This is a genomic window from Streptomyces sp. UH6, assembly GCF_013421635.1.
Classification (GTDB): Bacteria; Actinomycetota; Actinomycetes; order Streptomycetales; family Streptomycetaceae; genus Streptomyces; species Streptomyces abyssomicinicus.
On the sequence record NZ_JACADT010000002.1, the window covers coordinates 43,458 to 64,934 of the forward strand.

16 protein-coding genes are annotated in these 21,477 nt (G+C 69.3%); 14 read left to right on the forward strand and 2 right to left on the reverse strand.

Features of this window, described 5'->3' with window-relative positions; translation table 11 throughout:
- The first annotated feature begins 256 nt into the window (after positions 1-256).
- The 4 genes from HW445_RS00500 (at position 257) to HW445_RS00515 (ending at position 2,690) form a co-directional block, all read left to right on the forward strand.
- On the forward strand, positions 257-505 hold the full coding sequence (locus HW445_RS00500; protein WP_180219018.1) for a hypothetical protein: 249 nt from the start codon (positions 257-259) through the stop codon (positions 503-505).
- 45 nt (positions 506-550) lie between these two features.
- On the forward strand, positions 551-961 hold the full coding sequence (locus tag HW445_RS00505) for a hypothetical protein (protein ID WP_180219019.1): 411 nt from the start codon (positions 551-553) through the stop codon (positions 959-961).
- Positions 962-1,083: 122 nt separating this feature from the next.
- On the forward strand, positions 1,084-1,389 hold the full coding sequence (locus HW445_RS00510; RefSeq protein WP_180219020.1) for an AlpA family transcriptional regulator: 306 nt from the start codon (positions 1,084-1,086) through the stop codon (positions 1,387-1,389).
- A gap of 80 nt (positions 1,390-1,469) precedes the next feature.
- A complete protein-coding gene (locus tag HW445_RS00515) occupies positions 1,470-2,690 on the forward strand; it encodes a site-specific integrase (RefSeq protein ID WP_180219033.1) in 1,221 nt (406 codons plus the stop codon).
- A 150-nt stretch (positions 2,691-2,840) separates the two neighbouring features.
- On the opposite strand, the gene HW445_RS00520 is transcribed toward HW445_RS00515, so the two are convergent.
- Complete coding sequence (locus HW445_RS00520) at positions 2,841-4,370, reverse strand: UDP-N-acetylglucosamine 1-carboxyvinyltransferase (RefSeq protein ID WP_180219021.1); 1,530 nt, start codon at positions 4,368-4,370, stop codon at positions 2,841-2,843.
- 80 nt (positions 4,371-4,450) lie between these two features.
- A complete protein-coding gene (locus HW445_RS00525; RefSeq protein ID WP_151769728.1) occupies positions 4,451-4,642 on the reverse strand; it encodes a DUF4236 domain-containing protein in 192 nt (63 codons plus the stop codon).
- 302 nt (positions 4,643-4,944) lie between these two features.
- Between HW445_RS00525 and acnA the strand changes: the two genes are divergently transcribed.
- The 10 genes from acnA to HW445_RS00575 all read left to right on the forward strand — a co-directional run bounded on the left by acnA (position 4,945) and on the right by HW445_RS00575 (position 21,265).
- Positions 4,945-7,662: an aconitate hydratase AcnA gene (gene acnA, locus HW445_RS00530; protein WP_308798004.1), complete on the forward strand. Its 2,718-nt coding sequence runs from the start codon at positions 4,945-4,947 to the stop codon at positions 7,660-7,662.
- Positions 7,663-8,113: 451 nt separating this feature from the next.
- Positions 8,114-9,583: an N-acetylglucosamine/diacetylchitobiose ABC transporter substrate-binding protein gene (gene ngcE / locus HW445_RS00535; RefSeq protein ID WP_180219023.1), complete on the forward strand. Its 1,470-nt coding sequence runs from the start codon at positions 8,114-8,116 to the stop codon at positions 9,581-9,583.
- Positions 9,584-9,683: 100 nt separating this feature from the next.
- Positions 9,684-10,610: a carbohydrate ABC transporter permease gene (locus tag HW445_RS00540; protein ID WP_180219024.1), complete on the forward strand. Its 927-nt coding sequence runs from the start codon at positions 9,684-9,686 to the stop codon at positions 10,608-10,610.
- Positions 10,611-10,613: 3 nt separating this feature from the next.
- Entirely contained in the window at positions 10,614-11,552 is a 939-nt protein-coding gene (locus HW445_RS00545; RefSeq protein ID WP_180219025.1) for a carbohydrate ABC transporter permease, read from the forward strand.
- 154 nt (positions 11,553-11,706) lie between these two features.
- Complete coding sequence (locus tag HW445_RS00550) at positions 11,707-12,909, forward strand: ROK family transcriptional regulator (RefSeq protein ID WP_180219034.1); 1,203 nt, start codon at positions 11,707-11,709, stop codon at positions 12,907-12,909.
- 127 nt (positions 12,910-13,036) lie between these two features.
- On the forward strand, positions 13,037-14,140 hold the full coding sequence (locus HW445_RS00555; RefSeq protein ID WP_180219026.1) for a sugar ABC transporter substrate-binding protein: 1,104 nt from the start codon (positions 13,037-13,039) through the stop codon (positions 14,138-14,140).
- 263 nt (positions 14,141-14,403) lie between these two features.
- Positions 14,404-15,195: an ATP-binding cassette domain-containing protein gene (locus HW445_RS00560; protein WP_151769734.1), complete on the forward strand. Its 792-nt coding sequence runs from the start codon at positions 14,404-14,406 to the stop codon at positions 15,193-15,195.
- Positions 15,192-16,505, forward strand: coding sequence for a sugar ABC transporter permease (locus HW445_RS00565; protein ID WP_180219027.1), 1,314 nt, complete (start codon positions 15,192-15,194; stop codon positions 16,503-16,505). Before HW445_RS00560 ends, HW445_RS00565 begins: the two co-directional genes overlap by 4 nt.
- A gap of 1,111 nt (positions 16,506-17,616) precedes the next feature.
- Positions 17,617-19,542: a 1-deoxy-D-xylulose-5-phosphate synthase gene (gene dxs, locus HW445_RS00570; RefSeq protein WP_180219028.1), complete on the forward strand. Its 1,926-nt coding sequence runs from the start codon at positions 17,617-17,619 to the stop codon at positions 19,540-19,542.
- A gap of 211 nt (positions 19,543-19,753) precedes the next feature.
- On the forward strand, positions 19,754-21,265 hold the full coding sequence (locus HW445_RS00575) for an amino acid permease (RefSeq protein WP_180219029.1): 1,512 nt from the start codon (positions 19,754-19,756) through the stop codon (positions 21,263-21,265).
- Positions 21,266-21,477: the final 212 nt, after the last annotated feature.

Genomic DNA, 21,477 nt, shown 5'->3' on the forward strand with positions numbered 1-21,477 from the left:
TTTCGGGGTCACCATGGCGATTCGCTCACGGCAGACGCATTGAGCCCGGAAGGCACTGGAATTGCGCGGCGAAGCAAGTGAACCTAGAGCAGCTCACGGAAGATCGCCTGCGTAATCGGCGGAATATAGCACGGGATCGCCGGTTACCCAAACCGGCGATCCTTCGAACTATTGGAGAGGTCGGTCGCCGTGCGCTGCACAGGCGGTGCACGGGCTGCCGTGTCTGCCCCCACGCCTCACCTCAAGGAGTCCACCCATGGCCGCAGTTGTTGACGCAAAGACGTTTCGTCTAACCGATCGGCAGTGCTTTTCGATGCTGGACTGGGCTGCCGAGCAGCCGCAGAAGGGTCTCGTACTGCGGGCCTTCCTGGAGTCCATCGTCCTAGCGGCGCTGCAGCCGAAGGAGGCCCTGCTGCTGCGTGCCCGAAACGTGGCACTTGCGGCTGATGGCAGTGGTGGGCTGCTGATGCACCCTCAGGGACAAGAGCGCCGCGTGACGGATTAGGAGCGTGCGGGCGCCGGACGGCGTGTTCCCGCCTGCCGGGAGTTGGTGGCGCTCCTGAAGGCGGAGATCACCCGGCGCGATCTCCGCCCCGATGACGCGATATTCGTTGTCGACGATGGGCGACCGCTGATCGCCCCGGTCTACCGGAAGATCGGGCAGCAAGCCCGGGCGGCGATTCTGGAAGCGCACGAGGCCGACTCGTCGCTCGGCAGGAATATCTCCGCTCTGCGTGACGTGTGCATCGCGGCGTGGCTGAAGAACGGTGACCAGAGCGCGGCGCACATCTTCCTGGTGGCCGAGTGGGCCGGAATGAGCGCTCCTCGCCTCGCCGAACGCTTCACGCACTGCCTTCGTAGGCCGACACCGGATGAAATCCCTTGGGAGCGGCTCGAAGCTGCCTTCGCCCTTCCTGACCTGTCGAGTGAACCGGTCCCGACCGCCGTGCGCCGTCCGTAGCGCTGTCCCGCGTTGCGAATCGTCTGCGCTTTCCTCCCCGCCACATGACAAGGCGACGGGTGGGCGGGCTTGGATTTCCGCCCACCCGGGCTCACACCCCCCTACTTCACGGAGAACCACCGATGCCTGGACGACCTTCGCTTGCCGCTACCGCTTCCTCAGGTGCCATATCTTCCGCCGCCTTCCTGACCGTGAAGGACGCCGCCGACTATCTCGGCCTCTCACCCCACACGCTCTACGTCTGGCGCCACCGTCGACAGGGACCCCCGAGCTTCCGTATGGGACCCCGCGGTCGCGTCATGTACCGGCTCGAAGTGCTCGACGCCTGGGTCCGTGAACAGGAGCAGGCCGACTCCCGCTCCAACCCGGTCCTCAACCCGCTCAACACCCCTCTGCAGGAGCGGTCGATCCGCTTCCTCGGCGCCTGAAACCCCAGGTGCCGTAGCGCGTTGCCTCCATCCCCATCACCAAGGAGTTCCATCTGGCCGGCTACATAGAAGACCGCTGGCTGAAGAAGCGCCCGAACCTGAAGACCGGCAAGCGCGACCGCACCGCCATGTACGGCAAGTGCACCCGCTACCGCGTCAAGGGCATCCCCGGCGTCAAGGGTCGTTCCTTCGAGGCACTTCAGGACGCCAAGACCTGGCTCGCCCAGGCCCAGACCGATGCACGCCGAGGTGAGTTCGTCGATCCCCGCGACGGGGCCATCTCCCTCAAGGATTACATCGCGACCCACTGGTGGCCCACCCAGAGCGGTGACCCGTCCACGATCGAGCGGATCGAGCAGAGGGTACGGCGGCATATCGTTCCCCACCTGGGTGCTCAGCCGCTCAACGCCATCGGTACGGAAGTCCTGCGCCATTGGAAGAAGCGGCTAGAGAAGGACCTCGGTCCGACCTCGATCCGTCTGGTCTGGGCGACGCTCTCCAGCGTCCTCCAGGCCGCGGTTGAGGACCGTCGTCTCGGACGCAACCCATGCCGGTCCAGCACGGTCGGCCCTCCGGCCGCCGCACCCGGCAGGGTCGAGGCGTGGCCGCCCGAACGGGTCCTGGCCGTACGGGAAGCCCTGCCGGATCGCTACCGGCTCCTCCTTGTGATCGGAGCAGGTCTCGGTCTCCGCCAAGGGGAGGCCCTCGGTCTTTCAGCGGACGACATTGACTTCGAGAAGGAGGTCGTGCACGTCCGGCGGCAGGTCAAGATGGTGCGGGCGAAGCTGTGTTTCGCGCTTCCCAAGGGGCGCAAGGTCCGGGACGTGCCGCTGCCGTCAAGCGTGGCCCAGGCCATCCGGCAGCACACGGAGCAATTCGCGCCGGTGCCGGTCACACTGCCCTGGGACGACCCGACTCCGGCCGAGACGTCGGTGGAGGCCAAGCATCGGCGGCCGAGGACCTACAACCTCCTGGTGACGGGACGCGAGCGGAAGGCCATCAACCGGAACTACTTCAACTCCTACGTGTGGAAGCCCGCTCTGGCCACGGCGGGTGTGATCGCCCCGCTGGACGAGGGCAGCACCGACGGTGCTCGCGTGTGGGAGCCGTCCCGGGAGCACGGCTTTCACGCCCTGCGCCACTTCTACGCCTCCGAGGAACTGGAGGCTGGCGAATCGATCGTCTCCCTGGCACGCTGGCTGGGGCACTCCGACCCCGGGTTCACGCTGCGGAAGTACTCCCACTTCCTGCCTCGCGCCGGCGCGCGAGGCAGCGCCGCCATCGACGCGATCTTCGCGTAGCTGGGGCCGTGGCCGGTCGGTTAAGCCCGTGGAGCGTGGCTCGTAGCCCGCTGCGGGGCCCAAAGTCCCAGAGAAGTCCCAGACATGCCGCCGCACCCCTCCCTGACCCGCTAAATAGCAGGTCAGACGGGGTGCGTCGGCATCGTCGTATCAAATGTCGCGGAAGATCTCGATCTGGGCGCCCACCGAGTTGAGGCGCGCCGCGAGGTCCTCGTAGCCGCGGTTGATGACGTAGACGTTGCGGAGCACCGAGGTGCCCTCCGCGGCCATCATGGCCAGCAGCACGACCACGGCCGGCCGGAGCGCCGGCGGGCACATCATCTCGGCCGCGCGCCAGCGGGTGGGACCGTCGACCAGGACCCGGTGCGGGTCCAGGAGCTGGAGACGGCCGCCGAGGCGGTTGAGGTCGGTGAGGTAGATGGCCCGGTTGTCGTAGACCCAGTCGTGGATCAGGGTCTGGCCCTGCGCCGAGGCCGCGATGGCGGCGAAGAACGGCACGTTGTCGATGTTCAGGCCGGGGAACGGCATCGGGTGGATCTTGTCGATCGGCGCCTCGAGCTTGGAGGGCTTGACGGTGAGGTCCACCAGGCGGGTACGGCCGTTGTCGGCGTTGTACTCGGGGGAGCGGTCGTGGTCGAGGCCCATCTCCTCCAGGACGGCCAGCTCGATCTCCAGGAACTCGATCGGCACCCGCCGGACGGTCAGCTCGGACTCGGTGACCACGGCCGCGGCCAGCAGGCTCATCGCCTCGACCGGGTCCTCGGAGGGCGAGTAGTCCACGTCCACGTCGATGTCCGGTACGCCGTGCACGGTGAGCGTGGTGGTGCCGATGCCCTCGACCTCGACGCCCAGCGCCTCCAGGAAGAAGCAGAGGTCCTGGACCATGTAGTTCGACGAGGCGTTGCGGATGACCGTCACGCCGTCGTGGCGGGCGGCGGCCAGCAGCGCGTTCTCGGTGACCGTGTCGCCGCGCTCGGTGAGCACGATCGGGCGGCCCGGGGTGATCGTCCGGTCCACCTGGGCGTGGTACAGGCCCTCGGTGGCCGCGATGTCGAGGCCGAAGCGGCGCAGCGCGATCATGTGCGGCTCGATGGTGCGGGTGCCGAGGTCGCAGCCGCCGGCGTAGGGCAGCTTGAACTCTCCCAGGCGGTGCAGCAGCGGCCCGAGGAACATGATGATCGAGCGGGTGCGGCGGGCCGCGTCCGCGTCGATCGAGGCCATGTCCAGTTCGGCGGGCGGCACGATCTCCAGGTCCACGCCGTCGTTGATCCAGCGGGTCCGTACGCCGATGGAGTTGAGAACCTCCAGCAGGCGGTAGACCTCCTCGATCCGGGCCACCCGTCGCAGGGTGGTGCGGCCCTTGTTGAGGAGCGAGGCGCACAGCAGCGCCACGCAGGCGTTCTTGCTGGTCTTGACGTCGATGGAGCCGGAGAGCCGGCGCCCGCCGACCACCCGGAGGTGCATCGGGCCCGCATAGCCGAGGGAGACGATCTCGCTGTCGAGAGCCTCACCGATGCGGGCGATCATCTCAAGGCTGATGTTCTGGTTGCCGCGCTCGACCCGGTTGATCGCGCTCTGGCTGGTGCCCAGGGCTTCCGCCAGCTGTGCCTGTGACCAGCCGCGATGCTGTCGTGCGTCACGGATGAGGCGGCCGATGCGTACGAGGTAGTCGTCTGCCATGTGACTGAGGCTATCTCAGATATGAGATGACGCATCTCGAGGGCGGGGTGGCGCGGCCGTCCGGGTGACCGGGGCCCGGATCAGCGGCGCCGGGTGGTGCTCCGGTAGCCGAACGGGCCGGGCAGGTCCATGGAGGTGGTGCGGCGGCCGGTGGAGTTGTAGGTGTGCTTCGGGCCGTTGCCGGAGCCGAAGGTGAGCGACCAGGACTTCTTGTTGATGTTGAGCCGGACGCCGGGGAATATCCGGAAACTCTTGCGGAACGTGAGCGGCACGGTGCGATCCTCTCGCCGGTTCTGCGGACGGGCCTTTTCGACTTGTCTCCGAGCGGATACCCGGAGGCGGGCCTCGCATGGCTCCTTCGCCCGTGACGGCTCATGCTGAACGGGGCCGGGGCATGACCAGGCCGACCCTATGTACTAGAGTTATCTCGACATCGAGATATCTGTCGGAGGAACGCCGCTGCTGCCGCTCCGGTAAGGCTTACCTAACTTAGCCTTGCCCCGGCGGATCGCCAAACCGGCGTGGCGGCACCATGCGGCGCGGTGGTACGCGCACATAAATGAAGGAGACTGTCGTGTCGGCGAACAGCTTCGACGCCCGCAGCACGCTGCAGGTGGGCGACGAGTCGTACGAGATCTTCCGGCTGGACAAGGTGGAGGGCTCGGCCCGCCTGCCGTACAGCCTCAAGGTCCTGCTGGAGAACCTGCTGCGCACCGAGGACGGTGCGAACATCACCGCCGACCACATCCGTGCGCTCGGCAACTGGGACTCGCAGGCCCAGCCCTCGCAGGAGATCCAGTTCACGCCGGCCCGCGTGATCATGCAGGACTTCACCGGCGTGCCCTGCGTCGTGGACCTCGCCACCATGCGCGAGGCCGTGAAGGAGCTCGGCGGCGACCCGTCGAAGATCAACCCGCTGGCCCCGGCCGAGCTGGTCATCGACCACTCGGTCATCGCCGACAAGTTCGGCACCCACGAGGCGTTCGCCCAGAACGTCGAGCTGGAGTACGGCCGCAACCGCGAGCGCTACCAGTTCCTGCGCTGGGGCCAGACCGCGTTCGACGAGTTCAAGGTCGTCCCGCCGGGCACCGGCATCGTCCACCAGGTGAACATCGAGCACCTGGCCCGCACGGTCATGGTGCGCAACGGTCAGGCCTACCCGGACACCCTGGTCGGCACCGACTCGCACACCACCATGGTCAACGGCCTCGGCGTGCTCGGCTGGGGCGTCGGCGGCATCGAGGCCGAGGCCGCCATGCTCGGCCAGCCGGTCTCCATGCTGATCCCGCGCGTCGTCGGCTTCAAGCTGACCGGCGAGCTGCGGCCCGGCACCACCGCCACCGACCTGGTGCTCACCATCACCGAGATGCTGCGCCACCACGGTGTCGTCGGCAAGTTCGTCGAGTTCTACGGCGAGGGCGTCGCCGCCACCTCGCTGGCCAACCGCGCCACCATCGGCAACATGTCGCCGGAGTTCGGCTCCACCGCCGCGATCTTCCCGATCGACGACGAGACCCTGAACTACCTGAAGCTCACCGGCCGCAGCGAGCAGCAGGTCGCGCTGGTCGAGGCGTACGCCAAGGAGCAGGGCCTCTGGCTGGACCCGTCCGCCGAGCCGGACTTCTCCGAGAAGCTCGAGCTGGACCTGTCCACCGTGGTCCCGTCGATCGCCGGCCCGAAGCGCCCGCAGGACCGCATCGTCCTGGCGAACGCCGCCGAGCAGTTCGGCCGCGACATCCTCAACTACGTCAGCGACGAGTACGAGGCCAGCAAGGAGTCCTTCCCGGGCTCCGACGCCCCGTCCACCATTCCGGACGGCACCCCGTCGAAGCCGGTCACCGTCACCGCCCCCGACGGCTCCAGCTACGAGCTGGACCACGGCGCCGTGACCGTCGCCGCGATCACCTCCTGCACCAACACCTCGAACCCGTACGTCATGGTCGCCGCCGCGCTGGTGGCCAAGAAGGCGGTCGAGAAGGGCCTGACCCGCAAGCCGTGGGTCAAGACCACCCTCGCCCCGGGCTCCAAGGTCGTCACCGACTACTTCGACAAGGCGGGCCTGACCCCTTACCTCGACAAGGTCGGCTTCAACCTGGTCGGCTACGGCTGCACCACCTGCATCGGCAACTCCGGCCCGCTGCCGGACGAGGTCTCCCAGGCGGTCAACGAGCACGACCTCGCGGTCACCTCGGTCCTCTCCGGCAACCGCAACTTCGAGGGCCGGATCAACCCGGACGTCAAGATGAACTACCTGGCGTCCCCGCCGCTGGTCGTCGCGTACGCCCTCGCCGGCTCCATGAAGGTGAACATCACCACCGACGCCCTGGGCACCGACCAGGACGGCAACCCGGTCTTCCTCAAGGACATCTGGCCCTCCGAGGCCGAGGTCAACGAGGTCGTGGCCTCCGCCATCGGCGAGGACATGTTCTCCAAGTCCTACCAGGACGTCTTCGCGGGCGACGCCCAGTGGCAGGCGCTGCCCGTCCCGACCGGCGACACCTTCGAGTGGGACACCGAGTCCACCTACGTGCGCAAGCCCCCGTACTTCGAGGGCATGACCATGGAGACCACGCCGGTCGAGGACATCACCGGCGCGCGTGTCCTGGCCAAGCTGGGCGACTCGGTCACCACCGACCACATCTCCCCGGCCGGCGCCATCAAGGCCGACACCCCGGCCGGCAAGTACCTCACCGAGCACGGTGTGGAGCGTCGTGACTTCAACTCCTACGGCTCGCGCCGAGGCAACCACGAGGTCATGATCCGCGGTACGTTCGCCAACATCCGCCTGCGCAACCAGATCGCGCCGGGCACCGAGGGCGGCTACACGCGTGACTTCACGCAGGAGGGCGGCCCGGTCGCCTTCATCTACGACGCCTCGCAGAACTACCAGGCCGCCGGCATCCCGCTGGTCGTCCTGGCCGGCAAGGAGTACGGCTCCGGCTCCTCCCGCGACTGGGCGGCCAAGGGCACCGCGCTCCTGGGCGTCAAGGCCGTCATCGCCGAGTCCTACGAGCGCATCCACCGCTCGAACCTCATCGGCATGGGCGTCCTGCCGCTCCAGTTCCCGGAGGGCCAGTCGGCCGCGTCCCTCGGCCTCACCGGTGAGGAGGCCTTCTCCTTCACCGGCGTCACCGAGCTGAACGACGGCACCACGCCGCGGACGGTCAAGGTCACCACCGACACCGGTGTCGAGTTCGACGCGGTCGTCCGCATCGACACCCCGGGTGAGGCGGACTACTACCGCAACGGCGGCATCATGCAGTACGTGCTGCGGAACCTGATCCGCAAGTAGATCCCCCCGCACCGGCCGGCCGGGCCGCGTCCTCCCTCCGGGAAGGCGCGGCCCGGCCGTCGTTCGTGCGGCTGCCCGTGCCGTGGGCCGGTGCGGCGACGCGCCCCGGCGCCCCCGCGACGTCCGGCGTCCCGCGCCGCGGAACCTGATCCGCCGGTGGCCCCCAGGTCGGCCGGAGGTCTCAAGTAGGAAAAGACCCGCCGCGAACCCTGCGCACGATCTTGTCCACGCGCGGAGAGTGGACTATACCTGTCGGGCATCGTCAGGGACCGGCGGAGGACAACACACCGAAGCGGGTCCGGTCCACCCCCACCGGGGTGCTGACGCTGTATGTGTTTCTCGCACCACCGCACCACCGCACCACCCCTGCACGACCCAGCTAGACCGACCGCGGTGCCGGGGAGGATTCCGGTTCACCGCCTGAGTCCTGGAGAAGGCGAGGACTTTGCGCATGGGATCCACTTCCGCCGATGCCGAGAACACCAACACGAGCGGCGCGGTCAACGGTGTCGGGCGCCGTGACCTGATCAAGCGGTCCGCCGCGCTGGGCCTGGCCGCCGTGCCGGCCACGGGCTTCCTCTCCGCCTGCGCCAGCGGCAGCGGGGAGGACACCGAGAAGCCGGCGCAGGGATCGAAGACGGCGAAGAACCCGCTGGGCGTGGCCGCGGACGCGCCGATGGAGTTCGTCCTCTTCAACGGCGGCTTCGGCAAGGAGTACGGCGAGGACGCCGTCAAGATCTACGAGTCCAACTTCCCGAAGTCCACGGTGAAGTTCACGGCCACCCTGAAGATCCAGTCCACCCTGCAGCCCCGTTTCAACGGCGGCACCCCGCCGGACCTGATCGACAACTCGGGTGCCGAGCAGATGGACATGGGCGTCCTGGTCGGCCAGAAGCAGCTCGCCGACCTCACCCCGCTGCTGGACGCGCCGTCCTACGACGACCCGGCCAAGAAGGTCCGTGACACGCTGCGGCCCGGCATCGTCGAGATGGGCCAGTTCGACGGCGACCCGGTGTACATCATGTACTACGCGTACACCACCTACGGCGTCTGGTACTCCCAGAAGGCCCTGGACTCCCTCGAGGCGGAGTACCCGGAGACCTGGGACGACATGCTCGCGGTCTGCGAGAAGGCGAAGAAGAAGGGCATCGCCGGCTGGACCTACCCGGGCCAGTACCCGTACTACATCCCCTTCTCGCTCTACGCGATGATCGGCAAGGTCGGCGGCGCCGACGTGCTCAAGGCGATCGACAACCTGGAGCCCAACGCCTGGAAGCACCCGGCCGTCAAGGCCTGCTTCGAGGCGTACTACGAGCTCTACAGGAAGGGCTACATCCTCAAGGGCACGCCGGGCCTCTCGCACACCCAGTCGCAGGCCGCCTGGGCGGAGGGCAAGGCGCTGTTCATTCCGAACGGCTCGTGGGTGGAGAACGAGTCGGCGGACGTCATCCCGGCCGACTTCGGGGTGTCGATAGGAGCCCCGTCCGGCCTGGACAGCTCGGACAAGATGCCGTTCGGCACGCTCTGGGCGTCCGGCGCCGAGCCCTTCGTGGTCCCGGCCAAGGCCAAGAACCCGACCGGCGGCATGGAGCAGCTGCGCATCATGCTCGGCGAGGAGTCGTCGAAGAACTTCACCTCCAAGGTGAAGTCGCTGTCCGCGCTCAACGGCGGCACCGACGGCATCGAGCTGACCCCCGGCCTCAAGTCGGGCGTCGCCGCGCTGGAGAAGGCGGGCGACAACATCCTCAACCCGCGCATCCAGGACTGGTACGTCGCCCTCCAGAAGGAGAAGATCGGCACCGGTGGCATCGGCGAGATGATGGCGGGCCGGCTCACCCCGGCCGAGGCGATCAAGAAGATCCAGGGGTACGCCGACGAGGCGGCCAAGGACGACTCCATCAAGCACTACAAGCACGCGTGAGCCCGCCCGCCGGGCGCGGTCCGTCACCTGACGGGCGGACCGCGCCCGGCGGAGGCCTCCACCGCCGTACCCACCGCCGCACAGATCGGGTCACCAGCGGATGCAGCACGGTAAGTACCGGTTCATCGTGGGGTTCCTGACGGCCCCCCTGGCGTTGTACGCCATCTTCGTGATCTGGCCGTTCGTCCAGTCGATCTTCTACTCCTTCACCGACTGGTCCGGGCTGAGCCCGGAGTTCTCGATGGTGGGGATCGACAACTACACCCGGATGGTCGAGGACGACGTCTTCTGGAAGTCGCTCTGGCACAGCGTGCTCTTCGCGGTGCTGGTGCCGTTGGTGACCATCGGCCTGGCGCTGTTCCTGGCCTTCATGGTCAACGTCGGCGGGCGCAAACGGCGCGGCGGGCCGGCGGTCACCGGCGTCCGCGGATCGTCGACCTACAAGATCGTCTACTTCTTCCCGCAGGTGCTGTCGATCGTCATCATCGCCCTGCTCTTCCAGTACATCTACAACCCGAAGAGCGGCGCGATCAACTCCGCGCTCGACGCGATCGGCCTCGGGAGCGTGCAGCCGCTGTGGCTGGGCGACCCGGACCTCGCGCTGTGGTGCGTGATGGCCGTGGTCGTCTGGGCGACGGTCGGCTTCTTCGTGGTGCTCTTCTCGGCCGGCATGGCCTCGATCCCCGCGGAGCTCTACGAGGCCGCGCTGCTGGACGGCGCCGGGCGGTTCACCACCTTCTTCAAGGTGACCGTGCCGCTGCTCTGGGACACCGTGCAGTCCGGCTGGGTCTACATGGGCATCCTGGCCCTGGGCGCCGAGTCGTTCGCCGTGGTGCAGATCATGACCGTCGGCCCCGGCGGCCCCGACTACTCGACCACCGTCATGGTCCTGTACGTGTACCAGAAGGCGTTCCGTGACGGTCAGGCCGCCTACGCGACCACCATCGGCGTCGCCCTGCTCGTCGTCACGCTGGCGTTCGCCGCCCTCGTGATGCGACTGGGACGCCGCGAGCGGCTGGAGTACTGAGAGATGAAGACCAACACCCCGCCGCCCGGCGACGACGCCGTCCTGTCCGGCCCCTCCGTCCTGACCAGCCGCACCTCGGAGCGTCCGGAGCGTCCCGCGCGCCGGACCAGGCAGGGCGAGGGCAAGGTCCTCAACGTCTTCTCGCACGGCGTGCTGGTCATCTGGGCGATCATGGTGACCCTGCCGCTGCTGTGGGCCGTGATGACCGCCTTCAAGGACAACCGGTCGATCCTCACCTCGCCGTGGTCGCTGCCGGACAGCCTGCACTTCGACAACTTCTCCCGGGCCTGGACCGAGGCGCAGATCGGCGAGTACTTCTTCAACACCGTGGTGGTGGTCGGCGGGTCGCTCGTCGGCACGCTGGTGCTGGGCTCCATGGCGGCGTACGTGCTGGCCCGGTTCGACTTCCCGGGCAACCGGTTCGTCTACTTCCTGTTCGTCGGCGGCATGAGCTTCCCGGTGATGCTCGCCCTGGTGCCGCTGTTCTACGTGGTGAACAACATCGGCCTGCTGAACACCACCCACGGGCTGATCCTGGTCTACATCGCCTACTCGCTGCCGTTCACCGTCTTCTTCCTCACGTCCTTCTTCCGCACGCTGCCCACCTCGATCGCGGAGGCCGCCTTCGTCGACGGGGCCTCGCACACCCGGACCTTCTTCCAGGTGATGCTGCCCATGGCGAAGCCCGGCCTGATCAGCGTCGGCATCTTCAACTTCCTGGGCCAGTGGAACCAGTACATGCTGCCGACGGTGCTCAGCACCGACCCGGAGCAGAAGGTGCTCACCCAGGGCCTGGTGCAGATGACGGCGGTCGCAGGCTACAAGAGCGACTGGGGCGCGCTCTTCGCGGGCCTGGTGCTGGCGATGCTGCCGGTGCTCGGCGCGTACATCGTCTTCCAGCGGCAGGTGGTCCAGGGGCTCACCGCCGGGGCCCTGAAGTAGGCCGAAGCGGACCGAAGCAGACGCCCGGCGTTCTCCTCCCGTTCAACGATCCGGTTCCACCTCTTGACGCAACGGTGAGGGAACCGGTCAGCTTGGACTTCACTTGTTGGACAAGGCGGGGCCTCGCCGGAGCGGCCCCGTGCGGGAGGTCGTCGTGGAGACTCCAGGGTCGCAGTCGTCACTGCACCGGGCAAACCTGGAGAGAGTGGTCAGAGCGGTACGACTCGCCGGATCCCTGACCCAGGCGGAAATCGCCCGGACCACCGGTCTGTCGGCCGCGACCGTCTCGAACATCGTGCGGGAACTGAAGGATGCCGGGATGGTCGAGGTGACCCCCACCTCGGCCGGCGGCCGCCGCGCCCGCTCCGTCTCGCTCAGCGGGGACGCCGGGATCGTGGTCGGCATCGACTTCGGCCACACGCATCTGCGGGTGGCGCTGGGCAACCTGGCCCACCAGGTGCTGGCCGAGCAGACCGAGCCGCTGGACGTCGACGTCTCCGCCGCACAGGGCTTCGACCGGGCCGAGCAGCTGGTCAGGCGCCTGATCGACAGTGTCGGCGCCGACCGCGACAAGATCGCCGGTGTCGGTCTGGGAGTGCCCGGCCCGATCGACCTGGAATCCGGCACCCTGGGCTCCACGGCCATCCTGCCCGGCTGGCGCGGCACCCGCCCGGCCGAGGAGCTGGAAGCCAGACTGGGCGTCCCGGTCCACGTGGACAACGATGCCAACCTCGGCGCCCTCGGTGAACTGACCTGGGGGAGCGGCCGCGGGGTCAAGGACCTGGCCTACATCAAGGTGGCCAGCGGCGTCGGCGCCGGCCTGGTGATCGACGGCAAGATCTACCGCGGCCCGGGCGGCACGGCGGGCGAGATCGGGCACATCACCCTCGACGAGTCCGGACCGGTCTGCCGCTGCGGCAACCGCGGTTGTCTGGAGACCTTCACCGCGGCCCGCTACGTGCTGCCGCTGCTCCAGCCGACCCACGGCACGGAACTCACCATGGAGGCCATGGTGCGCCTGGCCAAGGAGGGCGATCCGGGGTGCCGGCGGATGATCGGCGACATCGGGCGCCACGTGGGCAGCGGGGTGGCCAACCTGTGCAACCTCCTCAACCCCGGACGGATCGTCATCGGCGGTGACCTCGCGGAGGCGGGGGAGCTGATGCTGGGTCCGATCCGGGAGTCGGTGGGACGGTACGCGATCCCGAGCGCCGCCCGCCAACTCTCCGTCGTGCCGGGCGGACTGGGCGGCCGGGCCGAGGTGCTGGGGGCGCTGGCCCTCGCGCTGAACGAGGTGGGCGACGCCTCCCTGCTCGGGGGCACGCCGCTACGCTCCGTACCTAACTCGTTCACTTAGAGAACACAGCACGTCGTTGCCAGACCGTTAAGTATTCACTTCTTGACGTCAAACATCGATTTCGAGTTGACTTCGGTCACTTACCTCGGCCGCGACGGTGCGGCCGCGTCAGGGAGGCACTCCTCTTATGAACGCCAAGATTCGTAGCGTCGTCATCGGCGCTGCTGCTGTTTCTATGGCTCTGTCCATGGCCGCCTGTGGCAAGGCGGGCGACGACGCCAAGGACGAGGGCGGTTCCGCCGACAAGGGTGGCAAGTCCATCGGCCTGCTGCTGCCCGACACTGTCACCGCCCGGTACGAGAAGTTCGACAAGCCCTACTTCGAGGACAAGGTCAAGGAGCTCTGCTCCGACTGCACCGTCGAGTACGCGAACGCCGGCGCCGACCCGAACAAGCAGGCCCAGCAGGTCAGCGACATGATCACCAAGGGTGTCAAGGTGATCGTGGTCAGCGCCCAGGACTCCGCGGCCATCAAGTCCTCCGTGGAGGAGGCCGAGTCCAAGGGCGTCAAGGTCATCGCGTACGACCGCCTCGCCCAGGGCCCGGTGTCCGCCTACGTCTCCTTCGACAACGAGAAGGTCGGCCAGCTCCAGGGTGAGGCCCTCCTCGAGGGTCTGGGCGACAAGGCGACCCCGAAGTCGAAGATCGTCATGATCAACGGTGACGACGCCGACCCGAACGCCGCCCAGTTCAAGAAGGGCGCCCACGGCGCCCTGGACGGCAAGGTCGACATCGCCTACGAGCAGACCGGCCTCTGGAAGGACACGGTCGCCGCGGAGAAGATGTCCGCCGCCATCACCCAGCTCGGCAAGAAGAACATCGCCGGCGTCTACTCCGCCAACGACGGCATGGCCGGTGGCATCGCCAACGTCCTCAAGGGCGAGGGCCTCGGCGACATCCCGCTGACCGGTCAGGACGCGGAGCTCGCGGCCATCCAGCGCATCGTCGCCGGCACCCAGTACGCCACCGTCTACAAGGCGTTCAAGCCGCAGGCCGAGGCCGCCGCCGAGCTTGCCGTCAAGCTGCTGAACGGTGAGGACGTCAAGGCCGCCGCCTCCCAGGAGGTCACCAGCGGCTCCGGCGACAAGGTTCCCGCGCAGCTGCTGGCCCCGGTCTCCGTGACCCAGAAGAACATCGCGGACACCGTCGTCAAGGACGGTCTGTACACGGTCGAGGAGATCTGCGCCGGCGAGTTCGCCAAGGCGTGCGAGAAGGCCGGCATCAGCAAGTAAGCGGCTTCGGCCGGCCCGCCCGACGGGGCGGCCGGCCCGGCGGCGGGACGAGCCGAACCGCGGATCCCGCCGCCCCCCGCCCGGCCTTTGCCCCGTCCTGTCCCCACCGAGGGACGGCTCGGGGCAGCGGCCGGTACGGGGGCACCACCGTCCGCGCTCCGCGAGAGCGCGCACCCACTCCCCCCGCAAACCCGCGCTTTCGCGCGCCCCTCCGCGTCCTGTCCGCAGGACGCGGCATCCCCGCCGGTCAGGCGGCGAAGGAGATGATTCACGTGTCCGCTACGCCCGTGCTGGCGTTGCGCGGAGCCTCCAAGCGATTCGGTGCGGTCCAGGCCCTCACCGACGTCCACCTGGAGGTCCACGCCGGAGAGGTCGTCGCACTGGTCGGCGACAACGGCGCCGGAAAGTCCACGCTGGTCAAGGCGATCGCCGGCGTCCACCCCATCGACGAAGGCGTCGTCGAGTGGGAGGGCAGGCCGGTCTCGATCAGCAAGCCGCACGACGCCCAGGAGCTCGGCGTCGCGACCGTCTACCAGGACCTCGCCCTGTGCGACAACCTGGACGTCGTCGGCAACCTCTACCTCGGCCGGGAGCTGCGCCGCCGCGGCGTCCTCGACGAGGTCACCATGGAGCAGAAGGCCCGCGAGCTGCTGAGCACGCTGTCCATCCGCATCCCCAGCGTCCGCATCCCGATCGCCGGCCTCTCCGGCGGTCAGCGTCAGGTCGTCGCCATCGCGCGCGCCCTGATCGGCGACCCCAAGATCGTCATCCTGGACGAGCCCACCGCGGCCCTCGGCGTCGAGCAGACCGCCCAGGTCCTCGACCTGGTCGAGCGGCTGCGCGAGCGCGGCCTCGGCGTCATCCTCATCAGCCACAACATGGCCGACGTCAAGGCGGTGGCGGACACCGTCGCCGTGCTGCGCCTGGGCAAGAACAACGGCACCTTCCCGGTGAAGGACACCAGCCACGAAGAGATCATCGCCGCCATCACGGGTGCCACGGACAACGCCGTGACCCGTCGCGCGGAGCGTCGCACCACGGAGGCGGCAAAGTGAGCGACACGACCAAGACCCCCACCCCCAAGGGCACCGTCCCGGCCGCTGCCGAGGACCCCACCGCCGCGGCGGTGGCGGCCCCCGCCGTCGACCCCCGCCTGCTGGTGCGCGAAGAGGGCTTCAAGGGCTACATCACGGAGTTCAAGCGCAAGGTCAAGGGCGGTGAGCTGGGCTCCATCCCGGTCGTCGTCGGCCTGATCGTCATCGCGACGGTCTTCCAGCTCAACAACGACCGCTTCCTGAGCGCCGACAACCTGTCGAACATCGGCTACTACATGGCCGCCACCGGCATGCTCGCCATCGGCCTGGTCTTCGTGCTGCTGCTCGGCGAGATCGACCTCTCCGTCGGCTCGGTCAGTGGCCTGGCCTCCGCCGTGTTCGCCGTCGTGGTCACCAAGCACGGCATGAACGCCTGGCTGGCCCTGCTGCTCACCATCGTCACCGGTGTCGCCATCGGCGCGCTGCACGGCTGGTTCTTCGCCAGGATCGGCGTGCCCGCCTTCGTCGTCACCCTGGCCGGCTTCCTCGGCTGGAACGGCCTGATGCTGTGGCTGCTCGGCTCGAGCGGCACCATCAACATCCCCTCCGACGACGGCCCGGTCAGCCTGCTCGGCAAGTCGTCGTTCCTGCTGGACCAGGACATCGTCGGCGCCTACCTGCTGGCCGGACTCGCCGTCCTGTCGCTGCTCGTCGGCTCCTTCATGGACCAGCGCCGCCGCCGCGCGGCCGGCGTCCCGTTCCGCCCGACCAGCGAGATCGTGCTGCGCGTCGTCGCCCTCGCGGTGGTCGCCTTCGCCGCCGCGGTCATGTTCAACAACTCCGCGGGCGTGCCCAACGCGCTGGTGATCTTCCTGGTCTGCCTGGTGATCATCGACTTCGTCCTGCGCCGCACCTCGTTCGGCCGCAAGGTCTTCGCGGTCGGCGGCGGCGTCGAGGCGGCCCGCCGCGCGGGCATCAACGTCGAGCTGGTCCGCATCACCGTCTTCGCCATCGCCGGCGGCTTCGCGGCCCTCGGCGGCATGTTCTTCGCCGGCCAGACCTCCAGCGCCACCATGCTGGCGGGCGGCGGCAACACCCTGATGCTGGCGATCGCCGCGGCGGTCATCGGCGGCACCAGCCTCTTCGGCGGCCGGGGCACCGTGTGGTCGGCCCTGCTGGGCATGCTCGTCATCCAGTCGATCAGCACCGGCCTGAGCCTGCTGAACATGGAGGCGTCGATCCAGTACATGATCACCGGCGCCGTGCTGCTCGGCGCGGTCGTCATCGACTCCGTCTCCCGGCGGAGCCAGAAGGCGGCGGGCCGGGCGTAACGCCCACCCAGCCCGCGGTGCCCGGCATCCTCGCGATGCCGGGCACCCTGCTTTTCCCGGGGCGAGGCCCCGGCTCCGGCCCTGGCCCCGGTCGGCCTCCGGCCCTGGCTCCGGCCAGGCGCTCCGGCCCTGGGCTCCGGCCTTCGGCTCCGGTCAGGAGCTTCGGCCCTGGCTCCGGCGGTCGGTTCTCGGGCTCCGGCCCGGCCTCCGGCCCGGCCTCCGGCCCTGGCTCCGGCCAGAAGCTTCGGCTCCGGGCTCCGGCCTTCGGCTCCGGTCAGGAGCTTCGGCCCCGGGCTCCGCCCCTGGCCCCGGCTTCGACTCCGGGCTCCGGCCCTGGCTCCGGCCAGGAGCTTCGGCTCCGGCTCCGGCGGTCGGTTCTCGGGCTGGCCCTGGCTGCGGCTTCGGCTGTGAGCAGCCGGTCCTGGGTTCGGGTTTCGGTTCTCGGCTGCGGGCTCCGGCCAGGAGTTTCGGCCCCGGCTTCGGCTGCGGGCTTCGGCTCCGAGCTCCGGCCCTGGCCCCGGGTTCGGCTGCGGGCAGCTGGTCCTGGGTTCGGGTTTCGGTCCTCGGCTGCGGGCTCCAGTCCCGGCTTCGGGATCCGGCCTTCGGACCCTGCCATCGGCCCCGGCTTCGGCGTCGGGCTCCGGCCCTGGCTTTTGGACTCGGCCCTCAGCTTCGGCCTTCGGCTCCTGCCCTGGCTATCTGCTTCGGCTTCGGGCTCCGGACCCGGCTGTCGGCCTTCGGCTCCAGGGTCTCGGCCGGCTCCGGCCCTGGCATCGGCCCCGGCCAAGCCTTCGCGGCTCCGGCCTTCGGCTCCGGGCTCGGCCAGGCCCTCCGGCCCGGCATTCGGCTCCGGGGTTTGGGTCGGCTCCGGCCCTGGCCAAGCCTTCGGCTCCGGGTTCGGCCGGCTTCGGTCAGGAGCTCCGGCCAGGACTTCGGCCCCGGCTCACCCGGGCGGCGGAACCACCCGAACGGGCGTACCACCGGGGAACCGCTCCCCCCGCCCGGACGTTCAGACACCGGGACGCACAGGGCCGTCCTGCGGGACGCGGAGCGGAACATTAGACTCGACAGGCCCTGCAACGCTCAACAGCTCTACTGCAAGGAGGCACGGGTGCCGCTGCTGACCCGCATCAGGGGACCGCGCGATCTGGACCGGCTCACCCCGGCGCAGCTTGACCAGCTGGCGGAGGAGATCCGGACCTTCCTCGTCGACGCGGTCTCCAAGACCGGCGGCCACCTCGGCCCCAACCTCGGCGTGGTGGAGCTCACCATCGCTCTGCACCGGGTGTTCGAGTCGCCGCAGGACAAGATCCTCTGGGACACCGGTCACCAGTCCTACGTGCACAAGCTGCTCACCGGCCGGCAGGACTTCTCGAAGCTGAAGATGAAGGGCGGCCTCTCCGGCTACCCCTCGCAGGCCGAGTCCGAGCACGACGTCATCGAGAACTCGCACGCCTCGACGGTCCTCGGCTGGGCGGACGGCCTCGCCAAGGCCAACGAGATCCTGAAGAAGGACGACCACGTCGTCGCCGTCATCGGCGACGGAGCCCTCACCGGCGGCATGGCCTGGGAGGCGCTCAACAACATCGCGGCCGCCAAGGACCGCCCGCTGGTGATCGTGGTGAACGACAACGAGCGTTCCTACGCCCCCACCATCGGCGGCCTCGCCAACCACCTGGCCACCCTGCGCACCACCGACGGCTACGAGCGCTTCCTCGCCCGTACCAAGGAGGTCCTGGAGCGGACCCCGGTGGTCGGCCGCCCCCTCTACGACACGCTGCACGGCGCGAAGAAGGGCCTCAAGGACTTCATCGCGCCGCAGGGCATGTTCGAGGACCTGGGCCTGAAGTACGTCGGCCCGATCGACGGGCACGACATCGAGGCCCTGGAGTCCGCGCTCTCGCGCGCCAAGCGGTTCAACGGCCCGGTCATCGTGCACTGCCTCACCGAGAAGGGCCGCGGCTACCGCCCGGCGCTGGAGGACGAGGCGGACCGCTTCCACGCGGTCGGCAAGATCCACCCGGACACCGGCCTGCCGGTCGCCACCGCCGGCGCCGACTGGACCTCCGTCTTCGGCGACGAGATGGTCAAGCTCGGCGAGGAGCGCGGCGACATCGTCGCCATCACCGCCGCGATGCTCCAGCCGGTCGGCCTCGACAGGTTCGCCAAGGTCTTTCCCGAGCGCGTCTTCGACGTCGGCATCGCCGAGCAGCACGGCGCGGTCTCCGCGGCCGGTCTGGCCACCGGCGGCCTGCACCCCGTCTTCGCGGTCTACGCGACCTTCCTCAACCGCGCCTTCGACCAGGTCCTGATGGATGTCGCGCTGCACCGGTGCGGAGTGACCTTCGTCCTGGACCGGGCCGGCGTCACCGGCACCGACGGCGCCTCCCACAACGGCATGTGGGACATGTCGATCCTCCAGGTCGTCCCCGGTCTGAGGCTCGCCGCCCCGCGCGACGCGGAGCAGGTGCGCGCCCAGCTCCGGGAGGCCGTCGAGGTCGACGACGCGCCCACCGTGGTCCGCTTCTCCAAGGGCGCCGTCGGGCCCGCCGTGCCGGCCGTGGGCCGGGTCGGCGGGATGGACGTGCTCCGCGAGGCCGGCACCGAGCAGCCCGACGTGCTGCTGGTGTCGGTGGGCGCGCTCGCCCCGATGTGCCTGGAGATCGCCTCCCTGCTGGAGAAGCAGGGCATCTCCACCACCGTCGTCGACCCGCGCTGGGTCAAGCCGGTGGACGAGCAGATGGCGCCGCTGGCGGCCCGGCACCGGGTCGTCGTCACCGTCGAGGACAACTCGCGGGCCGGCGGCGTCGGCTCGGCGGTCGCCCAGGCGCTGCGCGACGCGGGCGTGGACGTCCCGCTGCGCGACTTCGGCATCCCGCCGCAGTTCCTGGACCACGCCTCCCGTGCCGAGGTCCTCGCGGAGATCGGGCTCACCGCCCCGGACATCGCCCGCCAGGTCACCGGACTGGTCTCCCGGCTCGACGGCCGCGACGGCTTCGAGTCCGCCCCGGCCAAGGCGGGCTCCCGCCGGAGCTGACCCCCGGAGCTGACCCTCCCACCAGGACCCGGCGGGCGCTTCCCGCCGGGTCCTGGCATCTCCGGGCCGGTCCCGCAGAGCGACTGGGCCGGTTCCGTCACGGCGTTCGCTCATCCCGGTGACCGGACGGGCCCGGCCGTCTGACGCACCACTGCCGGGGAAAGCGGATAACACCCTCTCGACCGTGTCGGGGACCCAAGGGAGGAAATCCGTGAGCAGCAGGAGCGTCTTCAGGACGAAGAAGGTCGAGCATTCGCTCGACAGCGCCGAGCAGTCGGAACACCGGCTGAGGAAGACGCTCTCCGCCCTCGACCTCACCGTCTTCGGCGTCGGCGTGGTCATCGGCACCGGCATCTTCGTCCTCACCGGGCAGGTCGCCAAGGAGAACGCGGGCCCCTCGGTGGCGATCGCCTTCGCGGTGGCCGGGGTCGTCTGCGCCCTGGCGGCCCTGTGCTACGCGGAGTTCGCCTCCACCGTCCCGGTCGCGGGGTCGGCCTACACCTTCTCCTACACCTCCCTGGGCGAGCTGCCCGCCTGGATCATCGGCTGGGACCTGGTCCTGGAGTTCGCGCTCGGCACGGCCGTGGTCGCGGTCGGCTGGTCCGGCTACATCCGCTCCCTGCTCGAGAACATCGGCTGGACGCTGCCGGAGGTGCTCTCCGGGCGGGACGGCGCGTCGGGCTTCGGCTTCGACCTCCTCGCGGCGCTGCTGGTGCTGCTGCTCACCGTGGTCCTGGTCGTGGGCATGAAGCTCTCCGCCCGGATCACCTCGGTGGTCGTCGCGATCAAGGTGGGGGTGGTGCTGCTGGTGATCGTCGCCGGCGCCTTCCTGGTGAAGGCCGAGAACTACAAGCCCTTCATCCCCGCCTCCGTCCCCCAGGAGGCGGGCGGCGGCCTGCACGCGCCGCTGATCCAGCTGATCTTCGGGTTCGCCCCCTCCAACTTCGGCGTCCTCGGCATCTTCACCGCCGCGTCGGTGGTCTTCTTCGCGTTCATCGGCTTCGACGTGGTCGCCACCGCGGCCGAGGAGACCCGCAACCCCCAGCGCGACATGCCGCGGGGCATCCTGAGCTCCCTCGCCATCTGCACCGCCCTCTACGTGCTGGTGTCCATCGTGGTCACCGGCATGCAGCACTACACCCGGCTGTCCGTCGACGCCCCGCTCGCCGAGGCGTTCAAGGCCACCGGGCACCCCTTCTTCGCCGGCGTGATCAGCTTCGGCGCGGCGGTCGGTCTCATCACCGTCTGCATGATCCTGCTGCTCGGCCAGACCCGGGTCTTCTTCGCGATGAGCCGCGACGGGCTGCTGCCGCGCTTCTTCTCCCACGTCCACCCCCGCTTCAAGACGCCCTACCGCCCGACCATCCTGCTCGGCGTGATCATCGCGGTCGTGGCCGGCTTCACGCGGCTCGCGGAACTCGCGGAGCTGGTCAACATCGGCACGCTCTTCGCCTTCATGGTCGTCGCGCTCAGTGTGATCATCCTGCGGCGGACGCGGCCGGATCTGCCGCGGGCGTTCCGGACGCCGTGGGTGCCGGTGCTGCCCGTCGTGTCGGTGCTGGCGTCGCTGTGGCTGATGCTCAACCTGCCGGCGGAGACGTGGATCCGCTTCGGGGTGTGGATGGCGCTCGGGGTCGTCGTCTACTTCGCCTACGGCCACCGCCGCAGCCTGCTCGCCCCCGGACGCGAGGCCGAGGCCCGCGCCGCCACCCGGTCCGACTGAGCCCCGCCCACGGGTCCGTCCGGCCCCCTCCATGGCCCGCCCGGCCCCGTCCAACGGGTCGCGCCGCCCTGCCGTGGCGCTGTTCCACCGTGCGGGCGTGTTCCACCGTGCGGGCGGCGCCTGCCCAGGAGACGGCCCCTGGGCGGACGGGTGTCACCGGGCCCGAGGGGCACCGCCGGTGGTCATCGCGCCCAGCAGCGCGAACCCACGCC